The organism is Pseudomonas syringae, from assembly GCF_023278085.1.
Classification (GTDB): Bacteria; Pseudomonadota; Gammaproteobacteria; order Pseudomonadales; family Pseudomonadaceae; genus Aquipseudomonas; species Aquipseudomonas syringae_Q.
On the sequence record NZ_CP066265.1, the window covers coordinates 1415853 to 1440939 of the forward strand.

General features: G+C 60.9%; 28 protein-coding genes and 1 riboswitch. Of the genes, 21 read left to right on the plus strand and 7 right to left on the minus strand.

Annotated elements, in window-relative coordinates:
• Window positions 1-123: 123 nt before the first annotated feature.
• Window positions 124-1452, minus strand: coding sequence for a PQQ-dependent sugar dehydrogenase (locus I9H07_RS06415; RefSeq protein WP_024675813.1), 1329 nt, complete (start codon window positions 1450-1452; stop codon window positions 124-126).
• 131 nt (window positions 1453-1583) lie between these two features.
• Window positions 1584-1797, plus strand: a riboswitch (cobalamin riboswitch).
• A 91-nt stretch (window positions 1798-1888) separates the two neighbouring features.
• Here I9H07_RS06415 and cobO point away from each other — a divergent pair.
• From cobO to I9H07_RS06475, 13 genes are all read left to right on the plus strand, one after another.
• Complete coding sequence (gene cobO / locus I9H07_RS06420; RefSeq protein ID WP_005766671.1) at window positions 1889-2500, plus strand: cob(I)yrinic acid a,c-diamide adenosyltransferase; 612 nt, start codon at window positions 1889-1891, stop codon at window positions 2498-2500.
• 38 nt (window positions 2501-2538) lie between these two features.
• Window positions 2539-3834, plus strand: a complete 1296-nt coding sequence (locus I9H07_RS06425) for a cobyrinate a,c-diamide synthase (RefSeq protein WP_058391621.1) — start codon at window positions 2539-2541, stop codon at window positions 3832-3834.
• A complete protein-coding gene (gene bluB, locus I9H07_RS06430) occupies window positions 3831-4481 on the plus strand; it encodes a 5,6-dimethylbenzimidazole synthase (protein ID WP_236423384.1) in 651 nt (216 codons plus the stop codon). Before I9H07_RS06425 ends, bluB begins: the two co-directional genes overlap by 4 nt.
• Window positions 4478-5386, plus strand: coding sequence for an adenosylcobinamide-phosphate synthase CbiB (gene cbiB / locus I9H07_RS06435; protein ID WP_058823980.1), 909 nt, complete (start codon window positions 4478-4480; stop codon window positions 5384-5386). Before bluB ends, cbiB begins: the two co-directional genes overlap by 4 nt.
• Complete coding sequence (gene cobD / locus I9H07_RS06440) at window positions 5379-6392, plus strand: threonine-phosphate decarboxylase CobD (protein WP_236423382.1); 1014 nt, start codon at window positions 5379-5381, stop codon at window positions 6390-6392. Before cbiB ends, cobD begins: the two co-directional genes overlap by 8 nt.
• A complete protein-coding gene (locus tag I9H07_RS06445; RefSeq protein WP_236423381.1) occupies window positions 6380-7840 on the plus strand; it encodes a cobyric acid synthase in 1461 nt (486 codons plus the stop codon). Before cobD ends, I9H07_RS06445 begins: the two co-directional genes overlap by 13 nt.
• Window positions 7841-8362, plus strand: coding sequence for a bifunctional adenosylcobinamide kinase/adenosylcobinamide-phosphate guanylyltransferase (gene cobU, locus I9H07_RS06450; RefSeq protein ID WP_236423379.1), 522 nt, complete (start codon window positions 7841-7843; stop codon window positions 8360-8362). It begins immediately after the preceding gene.
• The gene (gene cobT, locus I9H07_RS06455) at window positions 8359-9411 is read left to right on the plus strand and encodes a nicotinate-nucleotide--dimethylbenzimidazole phosphoribosyltransferase (protein ID WP_058391625.1); all 1053 of its coding nucleotides are present in this window, start codon (window positions 8359-8361) and stop codon (window positions 9409-9411) included. Before cobU ends, cobT begins: the two co-directional genes overlap by 4 nt.
• Window positions 9408-9980, plus strand: coding sequence for an alpha-ribazole phosphatase family protein (cobC, locus tag I9H07_RS06460; RefSeq protein ID WP_236423377.1), 573 nt, complete (start codon window positions 9408-9410; stop codon window positions 9978-9980). The genes cobT and cobC overlap by 4 nt, the downstream gene beginning before the upstream one ends.
• Window positions 9981-9985: 5 nt before the next feature.
• Entirely contained in the window at window positions 9986-10717 is a 732-nt protein-coding gene (locus I9H07_RS06465; RefSeq protein ID WP_236423376.1) for an adenosylcobinamide-GDP ribazoletransferase, read from the plus strand.
• Window positions 10718-10822: 105 nt separating this feature from the next.
• Window positions 10823-12031: an MFS transporter gene (locus I9H07_RS06470; RefSeq protein WP_236423374.1), complete on the plus strand. Its 1209-nt coding sequence runs from the start codon at window positions 10823-10825 to the stop codon at window positions 12029-12031.
• Window positions 12028-12150, plus strand: coding sequence for a hypothetical protein (locus I9H07_RS24875; RefSeq protein ID WP_268946390.1), 123 nt, complete (start codon window positions 12028-12030; stop codon window positions 12148-12150). The genes I9H07_RS06470 and I9H07_RS24875 overlap by 4 nt, the downstream gene beginning before the upstream one ends.
• Window positions 12151-12211: 61 nt before the next feature.
• Complete coding sequence (locus I9H07_RS06475; RefSeq protein WP_024675824.1) at window positions 12212-12763, plus strand: glutathione peroxidase; 552 nt, start codon at window positions 12212-12214, stop codon at window positions 12761-12763.
• A gap of 248 nt (window positions 12764-13011) precedes the next feature.
• On the opposite strand, the gene I9H07_RS06480 is transcribed toward I9H07_RS06475, so the two are convergent.
• The 3 genes from I9H07_RS06480 to I9H07_RS06490 all read right to left on the minus strand — a co-directional run bounded on the left by I9H07_RS06480 (window position 13012) and on the right by I9H07_RS06490 (window position 15551).
• Complete coding sequence (locus I9H07_RS06480) at window positions 13012-14295, minus strand: OmpP1/FadL family transporter (protein WP_419204260.1); 1284 nt, start codon at window positions 14293-14295, stop codon at window positions 13012-13014.
• Window positions 14296-14543: 248 nt separating this feature from the next.
• Window positions 14544-14762: a hypothetical protein gene (locus I9H07_RS06485; RefSeq protein WP_024675826.1), complete on the minus strand. Its 219-nt coding sequence runs from the start codon at window positions 14760-14762 to the stop codon at window positions 14544-14546.
• Between the two features lie 483 nt (window positions 14763-15245).
• On the minus strand, window positions 15246-15551 hold the full coding sequence (locus I9H07_RS06490) for a hypothetical protein (protein ID WP_024675827.1): 306 nt from the start codon (window positions 15549-15551) through the stop codon (window positions 15246-15248).
• A 749-nt stretch (window positions 15552-16300) separates the two neighbouring features.
• Here I9H07_RS06490 and rmuC point away from each other — a divergent pair.
• The gene (gene rmuC / locus I9H07_RS06495; protein WP_162839733.1) at window positions 16301-17665 is read left to right on the plus strand and encodes a DNA recombination protein RmuC; all 1365 of its coding nucleotides are present in this window, start codon (window positions 16301-16303) and stop codon (window positions 17663-17665) included.
• A gap of 198 nt (window positions 17666-17863) precedes the next feature.
• Window positions 17864-17986 (plus strand): PA1414 family protein, encoded by a 123-nt coding sequence (locus I9H07_RS24880; protein WP_151201569.1) that lies wholly within the window; start codon window positions 17864-17866, stop codon window positions 17984-17986.
• Between the two features lie 118 nt (window positions 17987-18104).
• Here I9H07_RS24880 and I9H07_RS06500 read toward each other — a convergent pair whose 3' ends face one another.
• The gene (locus I9H07_RS06500; RefSeq protein ID WP_024675829.1) at window positions 18105-18380 is read right to left on the minus strand and encodes a hypothetical protein; all 276 of its coding nucleotides are present in this window, start codon (window positions 18378-18380) and stop codon (window positions 18105-18107) included.
• A gap of 244 nt (window positions 18381-18624) precedes the next feature.
• Between I9H07_RS06500 and I9H07_RS06505 the strand changes: the two genes are divergently transcribed.
• On the plus strand, window positions 18625-19218 hold the full coding sequence (locus I9H07_RS06505) for a tRNA-uridine aminocarboxypropyltransferase (protein ID WP_058823973.1): 594 nt from the start codon (window positions 18625-18627) through the stop codon (window positions 19216-19218).
• A gap of 106 nt (window positions 19219-19324) precedes the next feature.
• Complete coding sequence (locus tag I9H07_RS06510; RefSeq protein ID WP_024675831.1) at window positions 19325-20284, plus strand: DMT family transporter; 960 nt, start codon at window positions 19325-19327, stop codon at window positions 20282-20284.
• Window positions 20285-20311: 27 nt separating this feature from the next.
• On the opposite strand, the gene I9H07_RS06515 is transcribed toward I9H07_RS06510, so the two are convergent.
• Both I9H07_RS06515 and I9H07_RS06520 read right to left on the minus strand, forming a co-directional pair.
• Complete coding sequence (locus I9H07_RS06515) at window positions 20312-20926, minus strand: NAD(P)H-dependent oxidoreductase (protein ID WP_058391632.1); 615 nt, start codon at window positions 20924-20926, stop codon at window positions 20312-20314.
• On the minus strand, window positions 20919-22313 hold the full coding sequence (locus tag I9H07_RS06520) for a class II fumarate hydratase (RefSeq protein WP_236423373.1): 1395 nt from the start codon (window positions 22311-22313) through the stop codon (window positions 20919-20921). The genes I9H07_RS06515 and I9H07_RS06520 overlap by 8 nt, the downstream gene beginning before the upstream one ends.
• A 169-nt stretch (window positions 22314-22482) precedes the next feature.
• On the opposite strand from I9H07_RS06520, the gene I9H07_RS06525 reads away from it, so the two are divergent.
• The 4 genes from I9H07_RS06525 to I9H07_RS06540 all read left to right on the plus strand — a co-directional run bounded on the left by I9H07_RS06525 (window position 22483) and on the right by I9H07_RS06540 (window position 25083).
• Window positions 22483-23016 (plus strand): DUF2059 domain-containing protein, encoded by a 534-nt coding sequence (locus tag I9H07_RS06525; RefSeq protein ID WP_007251461.1) that lies wholly within the window; start codon window positions 22483-22485, stop codon window positions 23014-23016.
• A gap of 15 nt (window positions 23017-23031) precedes the next feature.
• Window positions 23032-23325 carry a BolA family protein gene (locus I9H07_RS06530; protein WP_007251460.1) on the plus strand — a complete coding sequence of 98 codons (294 nt, stop codon included), beginning with the start codon at window positions 23032-23034 and terminating at the stop codon, window positions 23323-23325.
• Window positions 23326-23508: 183 nt separating this feature from the next.
• The gene (locus I9H07_RS06535) at window positions 23509-24447 is read left to right on the plus strand and encodes a rhodanese-related sulfurtransferase (RefSeq protein ID WP_236423401.1); all 939 of its coding nucleotides are present in this window, start codon (window positions 23509-23511) and stop codon (window positions 24445-24447) included.
• A gap of 3 nt (window positions 24448-24450) precedes the next feature.
• Window positions 24451-25083, plus strand: coding sequence for a DsbA family protein (locus tag I9H07_RS06540; protein WP_024675835.1), 633 nt, complete (start codon window positions 24451-24453; stop codon window positions 25081-25083).
• Window positions 25084-25087 lie beyond the last annotated feature (4 nt).

Consider the following 25087-nt stretch of genomic DNA (forward strand, 5'->3'; position numbering starts at 1 on the left):
GTTTCAGACGATGCATTTTCGGCAATCATACCGGCCCTTTCGCGAACAAGTTCGCTCCTACGGCCTTCGGCCAGAATCAAAAGCGAACTTGTGTATTTCTGCGTCACACCTCTGCACTCGGTATTACTGAGCAGCCTTGGCCGAGGTCACGCGCCAGATCTTGTTGCCGACGTCGTCCGCCACCAGCAACCCGCCGCGCTGATCGTTGACCACGCCCACCGGCCGGCCCATGGCTTTTTCGTCCTTGTTCAGGAAGCCGGTCAGCACGTCGACCGGGGCGCCATTGGGTTTGCCGCCGCTGAACGGGATGAACACCACTTTATAGCCGCTGTGTGGTTTGCGGTTCCAGGAGCCGTGCTGGCCAATGAACAGGCCTTCGTTGAATGGCGCAGCCAGCGTTTTGCCGTCTGCAAACACCAAGCCCAGCGAGGCGGTGTGGGGGCCGACTGCGTAATCCGGCGCAATCGCCTTGGCGACCAGGGCCGGATTCTGCGGCTTGACGCGCTCGTCAACGTGCTGGCCGTAATAGCTGTAAGGCCAGCCATAGAACGCGCCATCTTGCACTGATGTCACGTAATCAGGCACCAGATCGCTGCCGATCTCGTCGCGTTCGTTGACGGCGGTCCACAATTTGCCGGTTTTCGGCTCCCAATCCATCCCGTTGGGGTTACGCAGGCCAGAGGCGAAGATGCGGTGATTGCCGGTGGCGGCGTCCACTTCCCAGATCGCTGCGCGACCTTCTTCCTTGTCCATGCCGTTCTCGGCCACGTTGCTGTTCGAGCCCACCGTCACGTACAGCTTGCTGCCGTCTTTGCTGGCGATGACATTCTTGGTCCAGTGGTGGTTGAGCGTGCCGCCCGGCAGGTCGACCACTTTGGTCGCTTGCGCACTGATGGAGGTCTGGCCGGCTTCGTAAGGGAAGCTGATCAGGCGGTCGGTATCGGCGACATACAGCTTGTTGCCCACCAGGGTCATGCCGAACGGCGAATTGAGGTTTTGCAGGAAAACCGTGCGAGTCTCGGCAACGCCGTCTTTATCGACATCGCGCAGCAAGGTGATGCGGTTGGCGCTCGGTACGCCAGCGCCCGCGCGGCCCATGACTTTCTCCATGACCCAGCCGCGAATGCCCTTGGAATCATCCGGCTTGGCCGGCGAGTTGGTTTCCGCGACCAGCACGTCGCCGTTGGGCAGCACATACAGCCAGCGCGGATGATCAAGGTGTTCGGCGAAGGCAGCCACTTGAGTGCCCGGCGCGGCAACCGGTTTTGCATCTTTCTCCCAGCCGATGGCGGGGGCGATATTGACGGTCGGGATCAGCGTCTTGTTCGGCTCCGGCAGCTTGGGCGAGGGGCCTGTTCCGTCCGAGACTTGCAGCCTGGACGACTCGCCGCAGGCAGCAAGGCCGCCAGCAACCAGAAGCAGTACTGCGTAATGGGGTCTGTGTTTGAACATGTTGGATCTCCATAAACAAAGGCGTGGTCCTGTAACTGATAGAGACACCCTGAACCGCCGAGGTTCAATCCTGTTAAATGAAGGAGCCTGAGGCTGCGCTGTCGATTGACGCTCTGGGCCCAACCCTCTACCCTTCGCCGCTTGTTTCAGGTGCTCTGCAATCTTCGATTGGCAGAGTGAAACAGGGAAGCCGGTGTGGATCACCCGATCCGATCCCGGCGCTGCCCCCGCAACGGTAAATGAGTCAAGGCTGTGCATCGTGCCACTGTGTTTCGACACGGGAAGGCGCGCAGCCGGGGAGACCCGCTCATGAGCCCGGAGACCGGCCTGAATCACTCAATGGCATCACGGAGGGTGATGTTCTGTGCAGGGCGTTGCCGTGCTGTCCAGTGCTGTCCTTCCGTCTGCTTTCGCCTGCCCCGAGCGGAGAGCCGAAATGAACGAATCCCCCGAACGCGACGAACGCCATCTGGCGCGCATGCAGCGCAAAAAAGCCGTGATGGACGAACGTATTGCCAGTTCGCCCAATGAGTGCGGCCTGCTGCTGGTATTGACCGGCAACGGCAAAGGCAAGAGCAGCTCGGCCTTCGGCATGCTCGCCCGGGCCATGGGCCACGACATGCAGTGCGGTGTGGTGCAGTTCATCAAGGGCCGCAACAGCACCGGCGAAGAAATGTTCTTCCGGCGCTTTCCTGAGCAAGTGCGTTATCACGTGATGGGCGAGGGCTTCACCTGGGAAACCCAGGACCGCCAGCGCGACATCGCCGCCGCCGAGGCTGCATGGGCTGTGTCGCAGGAAATGCTTCGCGACCCGAGTATCGGCCTGGTGGTGCTCGACGAATTGAACATCGCCCTCAAACATGGCTACCTCGATCTTGAGCAGGTACTGACGGACTTGCAGGCCCGTCCGCCCATGCAGCACGTACTGGTGACCGGCCGTGGTGCCAAGCCTGAATTGATCGACCTGGCCGACACTGTTTCCGAGATCGGCGTGGTCAAGCATGCGTTCCAGTCCGGTATTCGTGCGCAAAAAGGTATCGAGCTGTGAGCCATTCCTCATGAGAGCACTGCAATGAGAGCCACTAAATGAGAGCCCCGCGCGACTGTCCGGCGGTATTGATCGCTGCGCCTGCCTCCGGGCAAGGCAAAACCACGGTGACCGCCGCACTGGCGCGTCTGCATCGCAATCAGGGCCGCAAGGTCCGGGTGTTCAAGTGCGGTCCGGATTTTCTTGATCCGATGATCCTTGAGCGGGCCAGTGGTGCGCCGGTCTATCAGCTGGACATGTGGATGGTCGGTGCCGATGAAAGCCGACGCCTGCTCTGGGAAGCGGCCGACGAAGCGGACCTGATCCTCATCGAAGGCGTCATGGGCTTGTTCGACGGCACGCCATCGAGTGCCGACCTGGCGCGTCACTTTGGCGTGCCGGTACTCGGCGTGATCGACGGGACTGCCATGGCACAGACGTTTGGCGCACTGGCACTGGGGTTGGCGCGCTATCAGCCGGATTTGCCGTTCGCCGGGGTACTGGCCAACCGCGTGGGCACCGTACGCCACGCGCAATTGCTGGAAAACAGCCTGACCGAGGGGCTGCGCTGGTACGGCGCGTTGTCGCGGGAAGTCGGTTTCGAATTGCCCAGCCGCCATTTGGGATTGGTGCAAGCCAGTGAGCTTAACGACCTGGACCTGCGTCTGGACATGGCCGCCGCTGCGCTGGCCAGCACCTGCGAAGTGTCGTTGCCACCTGCCGTGACATTCACCGCGCCCGATCCGGTTCATGTCGAACCGCTGCTCAGCGGCGTGCGTATCGCCGTGGCGCGTGACGAAGCCTTCGCCTTTCTCTACGGCGCGAGCCTGGACCTGCTGCGCAACATGGGCGCCGAACTGAGCTTTTTCTCGCCGATCCATGACAGCGAAATTCCCGAAGCCGACAGCCTGTACCTGCCGGGCGGCTACCCCGAACTGCATCACGTCGCGCTGGCGGCAAACCTGGCGATGCAGGCCTCGATCAGGGCTCACCATATTGCCGGCAAGCCGATCCTGGCCGAGTGCGGCGGCATGCTCTATCTGCTTGATGCGCTGACCGACGTGGAAGGCGTGCGCGCCGAACTGGTCGGTTTGCTGGCCGGTGAGGCGGTCATGCAGAAGCGTCTTGCGGCGCTGGCCTTGCAAGCGGTCGAACTGCCCGAGGGCACGCTGCACGGTCACACGTACCACCACTCGCTGACCAGCACCGAGCTGCAACCGATTGCCCGAGGCGTCAGCCCCAATGGCGGTCGTGGTGCCGAGGCGGTGTATCGCCTGGGACGCCTGACCGCCTCTTATGTGCACTTCTATTTCCCTTCCTGTCCGCAGGCGATAGCGGCGCTGTTCAAGCCATGAGCGAGCAAGCGTTCAGCCCTGAAGAGCGGGCTGCGGTGTACCGCGCCATTGCCGAACGTCGCGATATGCGCCACTTCATCGGCGGCTCTGTCGCGCCCGAGCTGCTGGCACGCGTGCTGGAGGCCGCGCATCAGGCGCCCAGCGTCGGGTTGATGCAGCCTTGGCGTTTCATTCGTATCAGCGATCCGGCGTTGCGCAGCCAGATGCAGGCGCAGGTGGAAGAAGAGCGTATTCGTACCGCCGAGGCGCTGGGTGAGCGAACCGACGAGTTCATGAAGCTCAAGGTCGAAGGCATCAATGATTGCGCCGAAGTGCTGGTTGCCGCGCTGATGGAAGGGCGTGAGCAGCACATCTTCGGCCGGCGCACCTTGCCGGAAATGGACATGGCTTCGCTGTCCTGTGCAATCCAGAATCTGTGGCTGGCCTCGCGTGCCGAAGGGCTGGGCATGGGCTGGGTATCGCTGTTCGATCCCGAGGCGCTGGCCGGTTTGCTGGGCATGCCAGACGGCGCCAAGCCGCTGGCGATCATCTGTCTGGGGCCGGTGAAGGAATTTTATCCCGCGCCCATGCTGGTCATGGAAGGCTGGGCGCAAGCGCGCCCGCTGCATGAACTGCTGTATGAGAATCAATGGGGAGTGAGTCAATGAGTGTGGCGCTGTTGAGCGTCGCCGGCGTGGCGCTGGATGCGTTGCTCGGTGAGCCGAAACGCTGGCATCCGCTGGTCGGGTTCGGCGGCTTTGCCAGTCGGGTCGAGCGGCGCTTCAACAGCGGCGGCCGTGGCTGGCGCAGTCATGGCGTGACGGCCTGGGTAATAACGGTGGTGCCGTTGACGCTGTTGGCCACCTTATTGAGCTGGCTGCCTTATATCGGCTGGCTGTTCGACATTCTGGCGCTGTACTGCGCGCTGGGCATGCGCAGCCTCGGTGAACACGTTCAGCCGGTGGCGCAGGCATTGCGCAGTGAGGATCTGGTCGAAGCGCGGCAGCGGGTGGGTTATCTGGTCAGTCGCCAGACCAGCGAACTGGACGCCACCGAGGTCGCCCGCGCCGCTACCGAGTCAGTGCTGGAAAACGGCAGCGACGCGGTGTTTGCTGCACTGTTCTGGTTTGTCGTGGCCGGTGCGCCCGGCGTGGTGCTGTACCGGCTGAGCAACACGCTGGACGCCATGTGGGGCTATCGCAACGAGCGTTTCGAGCGTTTCGGCTGGGCGGCGGCAAAAATCGACGACTTGCTCAACTACATTCCTGCACGCCTTGTGGCACTGACCTACGCATTATTGGGCAAGACCCGACTGGCACTGCGTTGCTGGCGTACCCAGGGCCCGACCTGGGACAGCCCGAATGCAGGCCCGGTGATGGCGGCTGGCGCGGGTGCACTGGGTGTCGAGCTGGGCGGCGCGGCGATCTATCACGGCGAACTGCATCAGCGTCCAAAACTGGGTGAAGGTGTCCCGGCCGACGCGGACTCGATCGATCGCGGCTGGCAACTGGTGCAGCGCGGCGTCTGGTTATGGCTGCTGATCATCTGCGCGGCGGCTGAATTCTATGCTTGAGCACGGCGGGCGACTGCGCGCTGCGGCGCAACATTATGGTATTCGTCAGGCCGACTGGCTGGACCTGTCCACCGGCATCGCACCCTGGCCCTGGCCGATTCCGGAGATTCCCCTGCGCGCCTGGGCGCGGCTGCCCGAGACCGATGACGGCCTGGAAGCCGCAGCCTGTGCCTATTACGGTGTGCCTCGGTTATTACCGGTGTCCGGTTCGCAGGCAGCGATTCAAGCGCTGCCTCGGGTGCGCAGTGGAGGGCGGGTCGGTGTTCTTTCACCGTGCTATGCCGAGCACGCACATGCCTGGCGCCAAAGCGGCTACGTGGTTCGCGAGGTGGGTGAGCAAGAGGTCGACTATTTTCTCGATACCCTCGATGTGCTGGTGGTGGTCAACCCCAACAACCCGACCGGCCTGCTGCTGAGTACCGAGCGCCTGCTGGAGTGGCACGCACGGCTGGCCGAGCGTGGCGGCTGGCTGGTGGTCGACGAAGCATTCATGGATAACACACCGGGCCTGAGCCTGGCCGCCGACACCTGGCGCATCGGGTTGATCGTGCTGCGCTCGTTCGGCAAGTTTTTCGGCCTGGCCGGGGTCCGGCTGGGCTTTGTGCTGGCCGAACCGGCGCTGCTCAAATCACTGGCGCAGGAAATAGGCCCCTGGTCGGTCAGCGGGCCGACGCGCATCATCGGCCAGGCCTGCCTGAGCGATCTGCAAGGGCATGCCCGGCAGATCGAACGCTGTGATCAGGCGCGTGACCGGCTGGTGGCCTTGCTCCACCAGTACCATCTGGCCCCTGATGGCGGCTGCGCGCTGTTTCAGTGGCTGGTGACTGCCGAAGCGCAATTGCTCCACGAGTTCTGTGCCCGACGTGGCGTATTGTTGCGCCTGTTCGTGGGGGACACGCCTGAGTCCTGCAGCCTGCGCTTTGGCCTGCCCGCTGATGAGGCCGACTGGCTGCGTCTGCACACTGTTCTGCTTGAATACCGCAAGGAATACCCATGGCCACGCTGATGGTACAAGGCACCACCTCGGATGCCGGCAAAAGCACGCTGGTGACGGCGTTGTGCCGCTGGCTGACCCGGCAGGGCGTGAAAGTCGTGCCTTTCAAACCGCAGAACATGGCGCTCAACAGCGCGGTGACGGCGGACGGTGGCGAGATCGGCCGTGCGCAGGCGGTGCAGGCGCAGGCTTGCTTTCTTGAACCGCATACCGACATGAACCCGGTGCTGCTCAAGCCCAACAGCGACACTGGCGCGCAGGTCATCATTCACGGTCGCGCCGTGACCACCATGAACGCCGTGGCGTATCACAGCTATAAAGAGATCGCCATGCAGGCGGTGCTGGAGTCGCATCGGCGGCTGGGGGAAAGCTACCCGGTGATCATGGTCGAAGGCGCCGGCTCGCCCGCCGAAATCAACCTGCGCGCCAATGACATCGCCAACATGGGCTTCGCCGAAGCGGTCGACTGCCCGGTGCTGCTGATTGCCGACATCAATCGCGGCGGGGTCTTTGCGCATCTGGTCGGCACGCTGGAGCTGCTGTCGCCCAGCGAGCAGGCACGGGTCAAGGGCTTCATCATCAACCGGTTTCGCGGCGACATTGCCTTGCTGCAGCCGGGGCTGGACTGGCTGGAAGCGCGCACCGGCAAGCCGGTGGTCGGCGTGCTGCCTTACGTCATGGACCTGCATCTGGAGGCCGAGGACGGCCTTGATCAGCGCCAGACCGACAAGGTCGAGCAAGTGCTGAACGTGGTCGTGCCGGTGCTGCCGCGTATCAGCAATCACACTGATTTCGACCCGCTGCGCCTGCATCCGCAGGTCAATCTGCAATTTATCGGCCCTGGCCAGCCCATTCCCCCCGCTGATCTGATTATTCTGCCCGGCTCGAAAAGCGTGCGCAGCGACCTGACTTATCTGCGCGCCAATGGCTGGGACACGGCCATCGACCGGCATCTGCGCTACGGCGGCAAGCTGATGGGGATCTGCGGCGGCCTGCAAATGCTCGGCGAGCAATTGCACGATCCGCTGGGCCTCGAAGGCGCGGCGGGTTCCAGCCCCGGTCTTGGCCTGTTGGCGATGAGCACCGTGCTGGAAACCGAGAAGCAACTGCGCAATGTGCGCGGCCATCTGACCCTGGAAGACGCCGAGGTCAGTGGTTACGAGATCCATGCCGGCGTCACCACCGGTGCGGCGCTTGAGCACGCTGCGGTTCGCCTAGACGATGGCCGCTGCGACGGCGCGCAGAGTGCCGACGGACAGATTCTCGGCACTTACCTGCATGGCCTGTTCGAATCGCCTGCCGCGTGCAGCGCGCTATTGCGTTGGGCGGGGCTGGAAAACGTGCAGTCGGTGGATTATCACGCCTTGCGCGAGCGCGACATCGAGCGGCTGGCGGATCTGGTGGAAAAGCACCTGGACGGTAAGCTGCTCCGCGAACTGTGCGGCCTGGAGGCAAGCTGAATGCTGCAATTGATACTCGGTGGTGCGCGCTCCGGCAAAAGTCGGCTGGCTGAAAAACTGGCTACCGACTCTTCGCTCGATGTGATCTATATCGCCACCAGCCAGCCGCTCGATGGCGAGATGAATCAGCGTGTTGCCAGCCATCGCGCTCGTCGCCCTGATCACTGGGGGCTGGTCGAAGAGCCTGTCGAACTGGCGCGCGTTCTTTTTGAGCAGGCTGCGCCTGACCGCTGCCTGCTGGTGGATTGCCTGACCCTGTGGCTGACCAATCTGCTGATGCTCGACAGCCCCGAGCGTCTGGCTCGGGAGCGTGAAGCGCTGCTCGACTGCCTGGCTGAATTGCCGGGCGAAATCATTTTTGTCAGCAATGAGACCGGGCTTGGCGTTGTGCCGCTCGGGGAGCTGACCCGTCGTTACGTCGACGAAGCCGGTCTGCTGCATCAGGCGCTGGCCGAGCGTTGCCAGCGTGTCGTGTTAACCGTTGCTGGCCTGCCACTTACGTTGAAAGGAACCGCGCTATGAGTAATTCCTGGTGGCTCAAGCCCGCACAGGCCATTGATGTGCCGATGCGCGAAGCTGCGTTGGCGCGTCAGCAGCAGCTGACCAAGCCTGCCGGATCGCTGGCGCAACTGGAGCGACTGGCGGTGCAGCTAGCCGGTCTGCAAGGACGCGAGCGTCCGGCTGCCGACCAGCTGTGGATCGCGATCTTCGCGGGTGACCATGGCGTCGTCGCAGAAGGTGTGTCGGCGTATCCGCAGGAAGTCACGGGCCAGATGCTGCACAACTTTGTCAAGGGCGGCGCGGCGATCAGCGTGCTGGCGCGCCAGCTTTCCGCGCAGCTGGATGTGGTGGATCTGGGTACCGTGTCGCCGATAGAGTTGCCAGGTGTGCGCCATCTGCGCCTCGGCGCAGGCACTGCCAATTTCGCCCACGGCCCCGCCATGACTGTCGAGCAGGGCCTCGCTGCGTTGCAGGCCGGGCGTGACAGCGTGTTGCGCGCCAAGGCCGTTGGCACTGAGCTGTTCATTGGTGGCGAGATGGGTATCGGCAATACCACGGCGGCCAGTGCGGTGGCCTGTTCGGTACTGGAATGCGCCGCGCCGCTGCTGGTCGGCCCAGGCACCGGCCTGAACGCTGAAGGTATCGCGCACAAGACTCTGGTCATCGAGCGTGCGCTGGCGTTGCACGCCGAGCATGCTGGCGATCCTCTGCACAGCCTGTTCTGTCTGGGCGGCTTCGAGATCGCTGCGCTGACCGGCGCTTACCTGGCCTGTGCGCAGGAAGGCATTGTGGCGCTGGTCGACGGCTTTATCTGCAGCGTGGCTGCGCTGGTGGCGGTGCGCCTTAACCCTTCCTGCCGCAACTGGTTGCTGTTTGGCCACCGTGGCGCCGAGCCGGGCCACCGGCATTTGCTGGAAACCCTGCAAGCCGAACCACTGCTGGACCTCGGCCTGCGTCTGGGGGAGGGCAGTGGTGCCGCACTGGCTGTACCGTTGGTGCGTCTGGCCTGTGAGTTGCACAACGGCATGGCGACATTTGCCGAAGCGGCTGTGGCGGATCGTCCGGCATGACCTTGCATCTGGATTTGCTGCGCCACGGTGAAACCGAACTGGGCGGCGGCCTGCGCGGCAGTCTCGACGATGCCCTGACGGAACTCGGCTGGCAGCAGATGCGTTCGGCGGTGGTGGATGCCGGGCCCTGGGCGCGGATTATCAGTTCGCCCCTGCAGCGTTGCGCGCGGTTCTCCGAGGAATTGGCGCAGCGCTTGTCGTTGCCTCTGCACCTGGAGCCGGGTTTGCAGGAGCTGCACTTTGGCGATTGGGAAGGTCACAGCCCTGCGCAACTGATGGAAACCGATGCCGAAGGTCTGGGGCTGTTCTGGGCGAACCCGTATACGTTCACGCCGCCCAATGGCGAGCCGGTGACTGATTTTGCAACGCGGGTGCTGAGCGCCGTGCAGCGTTTGCATCAGGCTTATGCCGGTGAGCGCGTGCTGCTGGTCAGTCATGGCGGCGTCATGCGCTTGTTGCTGGCGCAGGCGCGTGGTTTGCCGCGTGAGCAACTGCTGCAAGTGGTGGTGGGTCACGGCGCACTGCTACCGATTCAGGTCGCCGCTGGCGGCCTGCTCATTGAGGCCTGACCTGCATGTTGCCGTTCTGGATCGCCCTGCAATTTCTCAGTAGCCTGCCGATCCGCCTGCCGGGCATGCCACGTCCCGAAGAGTTGGGCCGTTCGCTGTTGTTCTATCCGCTGGTGGGCGTGGTGTTCGGCACGCTGTTGCTGGGCTGCAACGCACTGCTCAGCGGCGCGCCGCCGATGCTGCATGCAGCGCTGTTGCTCAGTGTCTGGGTGCTGCTCAGCGGTGGTTTGCATCTGGATGGCCTGGCCGACAGTGCCGACGCCTGGCTGGGTGGTTTCGGTGATCGCGAACGCACCCTCAGTATCATGAAAGACCCACGTAGCGGGCCCATTGCCGTGGTCACGCTGGTGTTGGTGCTGCTGCTCAAGTTTGCCGCGCTTCTGGCACTGATCGACAGCCACAGCAGCATGGGTTTGCTGCTGGCGCCGCTGATCGGGCGCAGCGCGATGCTCGCCTTGTTTCTCGGCACGCCCTACGTGCGTTCTGGCGGGTTGGGGCAGGCGCTTGCCGATCATCTGCCACGTGGGCCGGGTCGCAAGGTATTGCTGATCAGTGCGGCGGTCTGCGTGCTGCTGGCGGGCTGGCCGGGTGTGATTGCGTTGCTGGCCTGCGCAGTCAGCTTCTTTTGCTTGCGGCAATTGATGATGCGCCGTCTGGGCGGTACGACCGGTGATACGGCAGGCGCGTTGCTGGAACTGCTGGAGCTTGTGGTACTGCTTGCCCTCGCGCTGTTTTAAGCGCTGGTCTCAGGGCATTCCATGCTTGATTGACAGTCTTGTCCGGCAAGGCGTAGCGTCGCGACTCGCGGACACATCCGCACGCACTTTTGCAGGGAGCTGACAATGACATCGATCTGGCGTACCAATGGCTGGATTCTGCTGGGCAGTGCATTGATTCTGGCGTTATCGCTGGGCACACGGCACGGTTTCGGGCTGTTTCTGTCGCCCATGAGCGCGGATTTCGGCTGGGGGCGCGAGGTCTTCGCGTTTGCCATCGCCCTGCAAAACCTGATGTGGGGTCTGGCGCAGCCGTTTGCCGGCGCACTGGCAGACCGCTTTGGCGCGGCAAAAGTCGTGTTTGTCGGCGGCATCCTGTATGCCGTGGGGCTGTTGTGCATGAGCATGGCCGACTCGCCCCTCAGTCTTTCGCTGAGCGCAGGGTTATTGATCGGCATTGGCCTGTCCGGTACTTCGTTCTCGGTCATTCTCGGTGTCGTGGGGCGTGCGCTGCCTGCCGAGAAGCGCAGCATGGGCATGGGGATCGCCAGTGCAGCGGGCTCGTTCGGCCAGTTTGCCATGCTGCCCGGCACGCTGGGGCTGATCAGTTGGCTGGGCTGGTCCGGTGCATTGCTGGTGCTGGGCGTGCTGGTCGCGTTGATCCTGCCGCTGGTGGGCATGCTCAAGGACACGCCGAGCGCCTCTACCGGTGTCGAGTTGACCCTGGGCCAGGCACTGCGTGAAGCCTGCTCACATTCAGGGTTCTGGCTGCTGGCGCTGGGTTTCTTTGTCTGCGGCTTTCAAGTGGTGTTCATTGGCGTGCATTTGCCGGCTTATCTGGTGGATCAGCACTTGCCTGCCAAGGTTGGCACCACGGTATTGGCGCTGATCGGGCTGTTCAATATTTTCGGCACCTATACCGCCGGCTGGCTGGGCGGGCGCATGTCCAAGCCGAGATTGCTGACAGCGCTCTATCTGCTGCGCGCGGTAGTGATTGTGCTGTTTATCTCGGTCCCGCTCAGTCAGACCACCGCTTACCTGTTCGGCGTGGCAATGGGCTTGCTGTGGTTGTCTACCGTGCCGCTGACCAACGGTACGGTGGCGACGCTGTTTGGCGTTCGCAACCTGTCGATGCTGGGCGGTATCGTTTTTCTGTTTCATCAGCTGGGGGCATTTCTCGGTGGCTGGCTGGGCGGCCTGGTGTACGACCGCACCGGCAGCTACGACCTCATCTGGCAAGTCTCGGTGTTGCTCAGTCTGCTGGCGGCGGCGCTCAACTGGCCGGTGCGCGAGCGCCCGGTGGCCAGGTTGCAGGCGCAGGGCGGTCTGGCGTGAGCGCGCGCCTGGCAGTGCTGTCTGCCTTGCTGGTGGGCTTGGTGTTGCTGGGGCTGGTCTGGTGGGCCTGGCAACACGTCGGGTTAGCGGCGCTGCAACTGGGGTTGGGCGCTTGCTAGGCAGACGGCGTTGCTTGGGGTAGCGTGTCGGCAGACGACAACACTCTTCAGGGACGCCATGATGAAAACTCGCTTTGTTTCGATCCCTCTTCTGCTGCTGGCCATGAGCGGCGCCGCAATGGCCGCCGATTGCCCGCCGTTGCTGCAAGGCGAGCTGCCCAAGCTGCGCGCCAAGGAAAACATCGACCTGTGCAAACGCTTCGCCGGCAAGCCGCTGGTGGTGGTCAATACCGCCAGCTTCTGTGGCTTCGCCCCGCAGTTCAAAGGTCTTGAAGAGCTGAGTCAGCGTTACAAGGGGCAGGGGCTTGAAGTGCTGGGCGTGCCCTCCAACGACTTCAAGCAAGAGGCCAAGGACGGTGAGGAGACCGCCAAGGTCTGCTACGTCAATTACGGCGTGACCTTCACCATGACCGAGCCACAGGCCGTACGCGGTGACGACGCGACCCACCTGTTCAAAGTGCTGGCCGAGCAAAGCAGCGCGCCGCGCTGGAACTTCTATAAGTACGTCGTGGATCGCCAAGGCAATGTCATCGCCAACTTTTCCAGCATGACCAAGCCGGATGATCCTGAATTGATTGCGGCTATCGAAAAGGCGATTGCGTCGAAGCCTTGAGGGCTCAAGTCGAGCCATCGCAGGGCTGTGTGACCGCGGAGCGTCACGAAATGCATTACCACTCGGAGCGTGATAACGAGAATTATCGGGGTGTCAGCCCCATTTTTCGGGCTGTTCAGGCTTGTGTATAACGCAGCGCGTGGTAACGAGAATCGTCGTGGTCTGCGCCCATTCTTAGGGCGCGAGGCGTAATAAAAAGCCCACAACCTGTGAAGGTTGCGGGCTTTTGTCAGCCTGGCAGTTGCCTATCAGAAACGATAGGTAACCGAAGTGCCGAGGCCGTGGGCGGTGTTGCGATAGTCAGCGCTGTACGAACCCTTGGTCGCGCTGCTGTCGCGGATCTTGGTTTCGTCTTCACGCAGGTACGAGTACGCCACGTCGATGGTCAGGTCATCAGTCGGGCTCCAGCCAGCGCCGAAGCTGATGATCTTGCGATCGCCAGTCGGGATGCGCGGAGAGCGGTTTTCATTGTTGGTCGGCGACTGATCGACGGAGAAGCCGGTACGCAGTGTCCACTCCTTGTTGACCTTGTACGAAGCACCAATGGCGTGTGCCCAGGTGTCGTGCCAGTTCTGTTCTTCGGTGATGGTGCCGATAGGGCCATTCGAACCGCCGAGCAGCGCAGGGACGCCGTCGTTATTGACGGTGATGTCCTGTAGACGGCTCCAGCGAGTCCAGGTGCTGCCTGCGTATACGGTCCAGTTTTCATCGATCTTCTGAGTGACGGAGAAGTCCACCGACTCAGGCGTCGAGATGTCCAGCGAGGCGTCATATTTCTGACCGGAAAAACCGCCGAAGCCGGATCCCTGAATCTTGGTCTTGCCCTCAAGCTTGTAATCGACTTTGGAATGGTAAGTCAGGCCCAGACGAGTGGTGTCGGTGGCCTGAACCAGAATGCCCGCGTTGAAGCCGATTGCGGTGTCATCGCCTTCGATTTGCACCTTGCCGTCATTGCGGCCAGGGCTTCGGGCGTTCAGGGTGGCCGAGGTCAGCTCACCATTGATGCGGTTGATGGTTGGGCCGAAACCGATGGAAACCTTGTCATTGAAGGCGTAGCTGACGGTCGGCTGGAAGGTCACGACCTGGACGTGACTCTTGTCACCCCAGTAGCGGCCCGCAAAGCCTTTTTCGTAATCAGTGACCAGGCCGAACGGTACGTACACGCCCAGACCAAATGCCCAGTGATCATCGATAGGTTTTACGTAGTAGCCCATTGGCACGCCGACCACGGGAACCATGTCTCCGTCGTTGCTGCCACCGAAGGTGCCGCGACCGTTCTTGATATCGGTCTTGGCGATGACTGCAGCCGCGCCTACGCTGATTTCTTCGCGCTTGAGGCGGGACATGCCGGCGGGGTTGCCAAACACAGTGCTGGCATCATCGGCTGACGAGGAGCGACCTGCGAAGCCGGTGCCCATGCCGCTGATACTTTGTTCGTTGAGGGCGAAGCCGGCAGCGAAAAGTTGAGAGGATGCCAGACCCAGAGCGAGCCCAAGCGTTGTCCGGTTCAGTGTTTTTGTCATTATTTTCATTATTAGAACTCCTTGTTGTTCACCGCTGGAAAATTACCAACATTTTCGACGGCGCGCTATAGGCTGAGGAGCCCGATTTAGAGCTATTCTTGTAGGACAATCCTGATAACTCTGCAGGAATTTAACTTTTGCCGGAGTTGTGTTGTCGTCGCGGTCTATACAGCCCGATCATAAAGTGACGAACAATAAAAAACCCCGCCTTGCGGGGCGGGGTTTTCGGGGGGCTTGCGGTCAAGACATCATCGCTGTCAGGCAACGAGTGCCTGACGGGTACGCTCGATCACGGCCTGCAGCGGCTCTGCGCTTGCATACTGATCGGGGTACAGGCGTTCGCTGTGACGAGCGATGCCGTGTTCATTGACGATGGTAAAGCTGAAGCAGCCTTTGCGAGCGGCCATGATCAGGCAGTTCATTGGGGCAAAAGCATTAGTAAGCGTGTGAATGGCGTGTTGAGTTTGAGTATTCATGATTAAGGTGTTTCCTGAAACAACACGGAACAATACCGTGCGTAAATAAAGATTCCAGTAAACGCGGGCCGACATTTGAGACAAAAGCCTGGCTGGGCGGAGAACCTGACTGGAAGAAAGACAGGCAGTTTAAGCGCACTTTTATCGTATGGCGCTCTGGCTGACCGGTAGGTACTTAGGAGGGCAGGCAACACAACAGGAGCAAAGGTTCGACGCTCCGGGTGAAGATCCTGATCAATTGCAGGCTGGTTGAAGCAGGCCATGAGCGCCATAACTACACTGTCACCCAAGGTGGTGCATCAGTGTGAAAGGTTCATGCCTGGAAACCATCGAGGTGGTCGATCCCTTGTTGCCAACATTCTCGTCGCATGGAGGAGGGTCTGTCGGGGGACTTGTCGACCGGAATTGATTTTTCAGCTTGGTACTAACGGCGGCAATACTATGCGCGTTGTTCGATCATTGCAAGAGGCTGCTGGAATAAATTTACCAGTGCCCGGCCAGTCGATAGATGAGCACGGTAGCCGATGCGACCATCGAGCAGCCGAGCAGGTAGGCGGCGACGGTGAGTCGCAGGGGGCGCCGGTGCTTGATGGCGCGCATGATGTCGCCCGGTTCGTTGATGCGCCCTTTGCTCAGGCCACCGCAGATGATCAGCATCAGCGCGATTGCAGACAGCAGTACGGTATAGGCAAAGACTCCGCCGTCCGGTGGCGGCAGAACGATGCTGGTTGCCAGTGCGATGATGCAGACGGCCATCAGTAGCAAGAAGAACTTCGATATCTCCTTCATGGGTCCCTTTACTGAATCGATAGTGACGGGCAATGGATGCGTTCAAGCAGGCCTTGGACTGCGACACGCGTAATTTGTCGCCTGACGGGTGTGCGAAGATCGCTGTGAAGTATGAAAGGCGCGGGTCAAAAAGGAAATTCCTGGCGCAAAAACAGCGCTGCGGGCCGCGTATTCATTAAGAAAGCGAGGCAGCCGAGGGTGTTTTTTCAGACCGGTGAAATGCTTGAAAAAAGCCTTGGCGGTGAATTGTGCACATTAGCTGCACAAGCTGCCACATCACTGTCACAAGCGTCGCTAAGGGTTTGATTTATGATGGTGAATTATTAAGTCAATGAAAAACATCGTTTTTTTTAGCTGGTGAAAAAATCGTCAGTTTGAGTGCAGGCCCCATCCCGTCTACGTTTGCGGAGGTTAAAGGGGGGTTGTCCACTGAGTTATCCACAGCTTCTGTGGATTGTCCCGAATGAAATGTCCCGGAAAAGGGGGCTGTGCGTGCCAGTGAAAACGCGTAGAATCCGATCCCCCGATTTACCCCCGCCTGTGATATCGCCTCGCCTGAAAGGCCGTTTCTGCTGCACTATCCATGTTCTCACCACACTGCCGCTGACGACGATTCAGCCTGCATGGAGTCTTTAATGGCACTGGACCTCAACAGCCTGTTACTGGGGCTTGCCGCAGCAGCATTGCCATTGCTGGCACTGCTCTGGCAGATGCAGCGTCGGCTGGCCTTGCGTCAGGCCGAGAGCGCCTTGCTGGACGAACGTCTGAGCATGGCGCAGATGGCCCAGGAAGGCCTCAATGCCCAACTGGATGCCTGCCGTGACGAAGTCAGCGATCTGGGCCAGGCCAACTCCGCCAAGCAGGCTGACCTTGCCGCATTGCGCCGCGAGGTCGAATTGCTGCGTGAGGAGAGCGACAATGCCCGCGAAATGGCACAAGGCTGGAGTACCGAGCGTGCCGGCAGAGAAGCCGAGCTGCGTCGTCTCGATGCGCAGTGTGCAGCGCTGAACGCCGAACTGCGGGAGCAACAGGACAGTCATCAGCAACGCCTCAACGATCTGCAGGGTTCCCGGGACGAATTGCGTGCGCAGTTTGCGGAACTGGCAGGCAAGATTTTCGACGAGCGTGAACAGCGCTTTGCCGAGACCAGCCAGCAGCAACTGGGTCAGTTGCTCACGCCACTCAAGGAGCGCATCCAGTCGTTTGAAAAGCGCGTCGAAGAAAGCTATCAGAACGAAGCCCGCGAGCGGTTTTCGCTGGCCAAGGAGCTGGAGCGTCTGCAGCAGTTGAACCTGCGCCTGAGCGACGAGGCTACCAACCTGACCCGTGCACTCAAGGGGCAGAAAACCCAGGGCAACTGGGGAGAGCTGATTCTGGAACGTGTGCTTGAGCATGCCGGGCTGGAAAAGGGGCGCGAGTATCAGACTCAGGTCAACCTCAAGGGGCCGGACGGCGAGCGCTTTCAGCCTGATGTATTGATCATGTTGCCGGGCGACAAGCAGGTCGTAGTAGATGCCAAGGTCAGCCTGACGGCCTATCAGCAGTATGTGTCAGCTGATGATGACGTGATCGGCCAGGCTGCGCTGAAACAGCACGTGCTGTCCCTGCGCAATCACGTCAAAGGTCTGTCAGGCAAGGATTACAAGCGGCTGGAGGGTTTGCACAGCCTGGATTTCGTTTTGTTGTTCGTGCCCATCGAAGCGGCGTTTTCTGCCGCGTTGCAGGCTGAGCCGAATCTGTTTCAGGAGGCCTTTGACCGTAACATCGTGATTGTCAGCCCGACGACGCTGCTGGCTACCTTGCGGGTTATCGACAGTCTCTGGAAGCAAGAGCGGCAGAGTCAGAATGCCCGGGAGATCGCTGAGCGGGCAGGCTGGCTGTATGACAAGTTCGTATTGTTCATTCAGGATCTGGACGAAGTGGGCAATCGCTTGCAGCAACTCGACAAGGCTTATTCGGCGGCGCGCAACAAGCTGACCGAAGGGCGCGGCAATCTGATCAGTCGCAGTGAGCAGCTCAAGTTGCTGGGCGCGCGTGCCAGCAAGAGCCTGCCTGCCGACTTGCTCGAAAGAGCGATGACCGATGGGGAGGGGCTGATTCGTCAGCCTGAATGAAACCCTTCCACACTTGTGTAATGTTCAGTAACAGGCCGTCCGTCGCAAAGACTAGAAGCGATCCTGCACAAATGTCACATTGGCTGCATCGGGAAAATTTTTTCCTGTGACACTCGGCTAACGGTTCATGTGCTTCTATGATCTTTAGTGAGTAATGAGTACAGATTGACTGCCGGGTTTTTCCCTCAAGGGGGCTCCATGAATACCAAACTGCAAGAATGGCTGCATGATCTGGGTGTTGCACTGGGTCTGATCGAACGACCAAAGCTGCAACCCATTCCGGTTCGTGCCGACGACAATCGTCGCCGTCCACGCCGCTAAGCTTCTCGCTTCATCCGGCCAGTGCGCTGAGAGCGTATGCTTACTTTATTCAGGTATCGCAGCGGGACGTAAAGGGCGTCCCGGCATAAGATGCATGCATTCGATGCCGATGCCTCGGTTACGCCTCCGATCCGCTTTCCTTGCTGTCCCCCACAGTTTCCCCCCGCCTGAACATAATCATGTCGACCACCATCGCGAGTGCCGTGGGCTTTGCCTTCATGAAATCCGGAAATTCGACCTTGAATTTCTTCCCCAGCGCGCTGAACAGTCTCTCGATGTCGTGCTCATCCAGAACCAGGTCCTCAAACGTGGCTCCTTCGCGAATTTCGGATTTGTCCACCAGGATAATGCCCAGTTCGTCAAACACGCTCTGTCGGACTGCCACGCGATCCATGAGTACTCCTGATGTTGATCGTGTCAGGATCGGGCAGGCGTACTCCATGTCACCAGCTTGAGCGTGTGAGATTAGCTCAAGTACATGGAACAGCTGCCGATTGCCCCGGCGCGAGCGTATGAAGTTGGTTAAACTGCCCCCTTGTTCGACAGGCGGTGGCTGCACGACCTGAACCGCCGTTCCCGCTGCTGACAGGGGCCTTCGCTGGCGACCTTTGCAGCAGGATCCGCCCGAGAGAGAATCAATGTCCCGCGCCCGCTGTGAACGTTGCCTGCGTCCAACCGCGCATTGTCTGTGTACGCTGATCCCGCAGCTGGACAGCCGTACCAGGGTGTTGATCCTCCAGCATCCGAGCGAAGTCAGCCATGCCTTGAATACGGCGCGGCTGGCCGCCTTGGGGCTGGTCAATGCGCAGTTGCGTGTAGGCGAGGTCTTCGATGATCTGCATGCGGTGTTGAACGCGCCCGGCTATCAGGCGCGGTTGTTGTTCCCCGGCGAAGCTGCCGAAACATTGATGGCTTATGCCTGTGATGCGCTACCGATGCTGCTGGTCGTGCCGGATGGCACCTGGCGCAAAGTGCGCAAAATGCTGCACCTCAACCCTTTGCTGGCGGCATTGCCACGGGTCAGCCTGAGCGCAGTACCCGCATCGCGCTACCGGTTGCGCAAAGCACCGGGGCCGGATGCACTGTCGACGCTTGAGGCCATTGTTCATGCCCTGCAGGCGCTGGAAGCGCCGAGCTCTTTCGAAGCGCTGCTGAAACCGTTCGACGCCTTGATCGAGGGCCAGATTCAAGCGATGGGCAGCGAGACGTATCAGCGCAATCACGGCACTTGAACACCACTAAAACAATTTGTCGTCGTAACCGCGCCCAGCTGTGCCTGTCGCTTTGCCGGGCAGCGCCTAGAATGACGCTGTTGTTTTACCTCTTGCGGGATTTCCGATGCATATCTCTTCTGGTCGCTGGGTCTATGGCTTGTGCCTGTCGCTACTGACTGCGCTGCTCTGGGGCATTCTGCCCATCAAGCTCAAACAGGTTTTGCAAGTGATGGATCCGGTGACCGTCACTTGGTTCAGGCTGTTTGTCTCCGGCGCGTTGCTGTTTGTCTGGCTGGCGTCGGTCAAGCGCTTGCCCAGCTTCAAGGTGCTGGGTCGCAAGGGCAAGATACTGGTGGTGCTGGCGGTGTTCGGGCTGGTTGGCAACTACGTGTTGTACTTGATCGGTCTACGCCTGCTGAGCCCTGGGACCACGCAATTGCTGGTGCAGGTCGGCCCGATTTTTCTGTTGATTGGCAGTGTTGTTCTGTTCAAGGAGCGCTTCAGCGTGGGGCAGGGTGTCGGTTTGCTGGTGCTGTTGATCGGCTTCGGGCTGTTTTTCAATCAACGGCTGATCGAGCTGTTCACCTCGCTGGGTGATTACACCACCGGCGTGCTGGTCGTGCTGCTGGCGTCGACCATCTGGACGTTTTACGGATTGAGCCAGAAACAGCTGCTGACAGTATGGAATTCGCTGCAGGTCATGATGGTGATCTACCTGTTCTGCGCCTTGCTGCTTACGCCCTGGGCGCATCCCGCCGAAGCCCTGTTGCTGAGCCCGTTGCAGGGCTGGCTGCTGCTCGCCTGCTGCCTGAATACACTGATCGCGTATGGAGCGTTTGCCGAAGCGTTGGCGCATTGGGAAGCGTCAAGAGTAAGTGCCACGCTCGCGTTGACCCCGCTGATCACGCTGGCGGCGGTGGCGTGCGCTGCCTGGTTCTGGCCGGATTATGTGCAGGCCGAAGAGTTGAATCTACTGGGGTATGGCGGGGCGCTGCTGGTGGTGGCGGGATCGGCACTGACCGCGCTCGGCCCTTCACTGATGGCCGGGCTGCGGGCGCGCAAGGCGCGGCTGGCCCAGGCCTGACGACGTTCTGCCGTCGTGGCATACAGATCAGCGTTTACCCAGTGCCTGTGCTTTGAGTATCCATTCCTGCCGCTGTTGCTCGGTAGCGCTGTGCACCGGGGCGAACTCGGTCAGGCGTTTGGTCTTGATCCCGCAGAAGCCGAGAATGGTACGGATCATCTGGCGGTGCGCAGGCGCCCCGTAAATCCAGTGAAAGTAGCCTGCCGGCGTGTCCATGGCGACCAGTAATTCAGCGCTACGACCCCTGAGCAGTTCATTGGATGAGTGTTTGCGGCCGTGGGACTTGAACGCAAAACCGGGCATCAGCACCCGGTCGAAGAAGCCTGTCAGCAGGGCGGGCAGCCCACCCCACCAGACCGGGTAGACGAACACCAGATGCTCGGCCCAGTGAATCTGGCGCTGAGCGTCGAGCAGATCGGCTTCCAGCGTCTGCGTCTGGTCGTAGCCGTGGTGCAGAATCGGATCGAACTCCAGTTCACCCAGTCTGATAATCCGCACCACATGGCCTTCGCCCCGCGCAGCCTGCGCGTAGGCGTCACCCAGGGCGTGACAAAAACTGATGGCTTTCGGCGTGCCGTAAACCATCAGGATTCGTTTGCCATTGCCTTCCAGTGGCGTTGCGCCGCTTTTGGCGTCAGCCATTGCTGCCAGCCTCAAGCATTTTTTCCGGACGGACCCAGGCGTCGAACTCTTCGTCAGTCAGGTAGCCCAGCGCCAGCGAGGCTTCGCGCAGGGTCAGGCCTTCGGTGTAGGCCTTTTTGGCAATCTGCGCGGACTTGTCATAACCGATGTGGGGATTGAGTGCCGTCACCAGCATCAGGCCACGTTCAAGGTGCTCGGCCATTTTCTCGGCGTCCGGCTCCATGCCGGCAATGCAGTGCTCGTTGAAATTACTGCAACCGTCGGCGAGCAGGCGGATCGATTGCAGGATGTTGTGAATGATCACCGGCTTGTACACGTTCAACTGCAAATGACCCTGACTGGCCGCGAAACCGATGGTCACGTCGTTGCCCATGACCTGGCAGGCGAGCATCGACAGCGCTTCGCACTGGGTTGGGTTGACCTTGCCGGGCATGATCGAGCTGCCCGGTTCGTTGGCTGGCAAGCGCACTTCTGCCAGACCGGCACGCGGACCGGAGCCCAGCAGGCGTAGGTCGTTGGCGATTTTCATCAGCGTCCCGGCCAGGGTTTTCAGTGCGCCCGAGAGCGCAGCAAGCGGTTCATGTCCGGCCAGCGCGGCAAATTTATTGGGTGCCGTGATGAAGGGCAGCCCGGACAGCGCGGCCAGTTCTGCCGCGATGGCCTCGGCAAAGCCTTTTGGTGAATTGAGCCCGGTGCCGACCGCAGTGCCGCCTTGTGCCAGTTCATAAACGGCGGGCAGGGCGGCACGGATGGCCTTTTCTGCATAATCCAGTTGGGCAACGAACCCGGAAAGCTCCTGACCAAAGGTGATCGGGGTCGCGTCCATCATGTGCGTGCGCCCGGTCTTGACCAGTTTCATGTGCCGGGCGGCTTGCTCGGCCAGTCCGCTGGACAGCTCGGCAATCGCAGGCAGCAGGCTGCTCTTGACGGCCTGGGCCGTGGCAATGTGCATGGCAGTCGGGAAGCAGTCGTTGGAGCTTTGCGAGCGATTGACGTGATCGTTCGGGTGGACCGGCGACTTGCCGCCACGGCCCTGACCGGCCAGTTCGTTGGCGCGACCGGCAATCACTTCGTTGACGTTCATATTGCTCTGCGTGCCGCTGCCGGTCTGCCAGACGACCAGCGGGAACTGCGCGTCGTGCTGGCCGTCGAGCACTTCGTCGGCGGCCTGTTCGATCAGGCGGGCGATGTCGGCAGGCAGGTCGCCGTTGCGGTTATTGACCCGGGCGGCGGCCTTCTTGATCAGGGTCAGCGCGTGCAGGACTGGCAGCGGCATACGCTGGTCGCCAATCGCAAAGTTGATCAGTGAGCGCTGGGTCTGCGCGCCCCAGTAAGCGTCTTCGGGGACTTCGATCGGGCCGATGCTGTCGGTTTCGGTGCGGCTCACTGGTCTTACTCCTTTAAGTACGTTGCAGGGTTAGGTCGCTATATGCAGGCAGGGTTCCCGAGCCGTGCTTTTTAACCGCTCGGCGAACCGGGGGTTGAGCCAAAAGCCCAGATAAGCGCAGAATGGTCGGCCCTGGGGTAAAGCCTCGTTTGCTAGATAAGGAAACTCGATGACCCGTCTTCGTGCCATCTGTACCGCGGTAGCCCTGGTCTGTGCCAGCGGTCAGGTCTTTGCCGACACCGCCAGTCACAACGCGAGCGCCGAAACGTTCCTGAAGCTCGCCAACGCCGATCGCCTGGGCGCTCCGGTCTATGCACAGGTTCAGCAGATGTTTGCTCAGCGTTTTGCTGAAACCAAGGCACCTGCATCGAAAAAAGCGTTGCTTGAAACCTATCAGGCCAAAGCCAACACGGCTCTGGATCAAGCCATCGGCTGGAACAAGCTCAAGCCTGAAATGGTCAAGCTGTACACCGCCAACTTCACCGAAAGCGAGCTGAAGGATCTGGTTGCGTTCTACCAGTCTCCACTGGGCAAGAAAGTGATGACCAAGATGCCTGAGCTGGCTCAGCAATCTGCCCAGCTGACCCAGAGCAAGCTGGAAAGCGCCGTGCCGGTGGTCAACAAGTTGCTGGCCGACATGACTGCCGAGCTGGAACCTGCCAAAGCTGCCGCACCTGCTGCTGCTCCGGCCAAGAAGCCCTGATCGGCGAGTTATACCATGACCATGCAAAAACGAATCGAGTCGGCGCTCGCGCTGCTGCAACCGCACCATCTGCAAGTGCTCGACGAGAGCCACATGCACAGTCGTGGCGAGCAGACGCACTACAAGGCGATTCTGGTCAGTGACCAGTTTCAGGGCCTCAATTCGGTCAAGCGACACCAGAAGGTCTATGCCACGCTGGGCGGTCTGATGGGCGAATTTCATGCTCTGGCACTGCACACTTACACGCCGGAAGAATGGGCGAAGACTGGCGCAGCGCCAGCTTCACCCACCTGTGCCGGTGGTCACTGACGGGGCATGGCGTGGTCCTGCCCCTTTGCCGGGGCATTCGCTGCACTGACCTGCCTGCATCCCTTCGGTTTTTGCTAGAATCCGCACCGCGCCGCCTGGCCGGTGCGTTTTTTTTGTCCGGAATTTTGCCCGGTAGGCCCTTTGCGAGGGTCGCCACTGGAGAGATACATGACTCAAGAGCCGATGACTCAGCCGATCGTCGTAGCGGCGCTATACAAGTTCGTCACCCTCAGTGATTACGTTGCCCTGCGCGAGCCGCTGTTGCAGGCGATGGTCGACAATGGCATCAAAGGCACGCTGTTGATCGCCGAAGAAGGCATCAACGGTACGGTGTCCGGCAGCCGCGAGGGCATCGATGGCCTGATGGCCTGGCTGAAGAACGACCCGCGCATGGTTGACATCGATCACAAGGAGTCGTACTGCGACGAGCAGCCGTTCTACCGCACCAAGGTCAAGCTCAAGAAAGAGATCGTGACCCTGGGCGTCGAAGGCGTCGACCCCAACAAGAACGTGGGCACCTACGTCGAGCCGAAAGACTGGAATGACCTGATCACCGACCCTGAAGTGCTGCTGATCGATACCCGTAACGATTACGAGGTATCCATCGGCACCTTCGAAGGCGCTATCGACCCCAAGACCACGTCGTTCCGTGAGTTTCCGGACTACATCAAGGCGCATTTCGACCCAGCCGTGCACAAGAAAGTCGCCATGTTCTGCACCGGTGGCATTCGCTGCGAGAAAGCATCGAGCTACATGCTGGGCGAGGGCTTCGAAGAGGTCTATCACCTCAAGGGCGGGATTCTCAAGTACCTCGAAGAGGTGCCTGAGCAGGAAAGCCAGTGGCGCGGCGAGTGTTTCGTGTTCGACAATCGGGTTACCGTGCGCCATGACCTGACCGAAGGCGACTACGATCAGTGTCACGCGTGCCGCACACCGATCAGCGCCGAAGACCGCGCCAGCGAGCATTATTCGCCAGGCATCAGTTGCCCGTACTGCTGGGACTCGCTGAGCGAGAAGACCCGCCGCAGCGCGATCGATCGCCAAAAGCAGATCGAACTGGCCAAGGCGCGTAACCAGCCTCATCCAATCGGTCGAAACTACCGTCTGCCATCCGAGGCCTGAGCCATGTCCGCCCGCCTGATCTATGTGATGGACCCTATGTGCTCGTGGTGCTGGGGCTTCGCTCCGGTTGCCGATGCGCTGGTGCAGCAGGCTCGGGCGGCGGGTGTGCCGCTGCATCTGGTGATGGGCGGGTTGCGCTCCGGCACTGTGGCGCTGGAGCCGGCCAAGCGCCGTTACATTCTTGAGCACTGGCGGGCTGTCGAGGCAGCGACCGGCCAGGCTTTTCAACACGAAGGCGCCTTGCCTGAAGGGTTCATCTACGACACGACCCCGGCCTGTCTGGCGGTGACCGCCGCACGCTCTCTCAACCCGGATCGGGCCTGGGCGCTGGTCGGGCTGATCCAGCAGGCGTTCTACACAGAAGGGCGTGACGTGACGCTTCCCTCGGTGCTGGCTGAACTGGCCGAGCAGACCGGTCTGTCACGCCAGGCGTTTGCCGATGCGTTCGAAAGTCGTGAGCAGCAGTCGGCAACGGCGGCTGATTTTACCTGGGCGCAGGACCTGGGCATCGCCGGGTTTCCGACCCTGCTTGCCGAGCGCAATGGTCAACTGGCACTGCTGACCAACGGCTATCAACCGCTCGGCGACCTTTCACCGCTGCTGGGGCGCTGGCTCGAGCGTGCTGCCAGTGAGTGAGCAT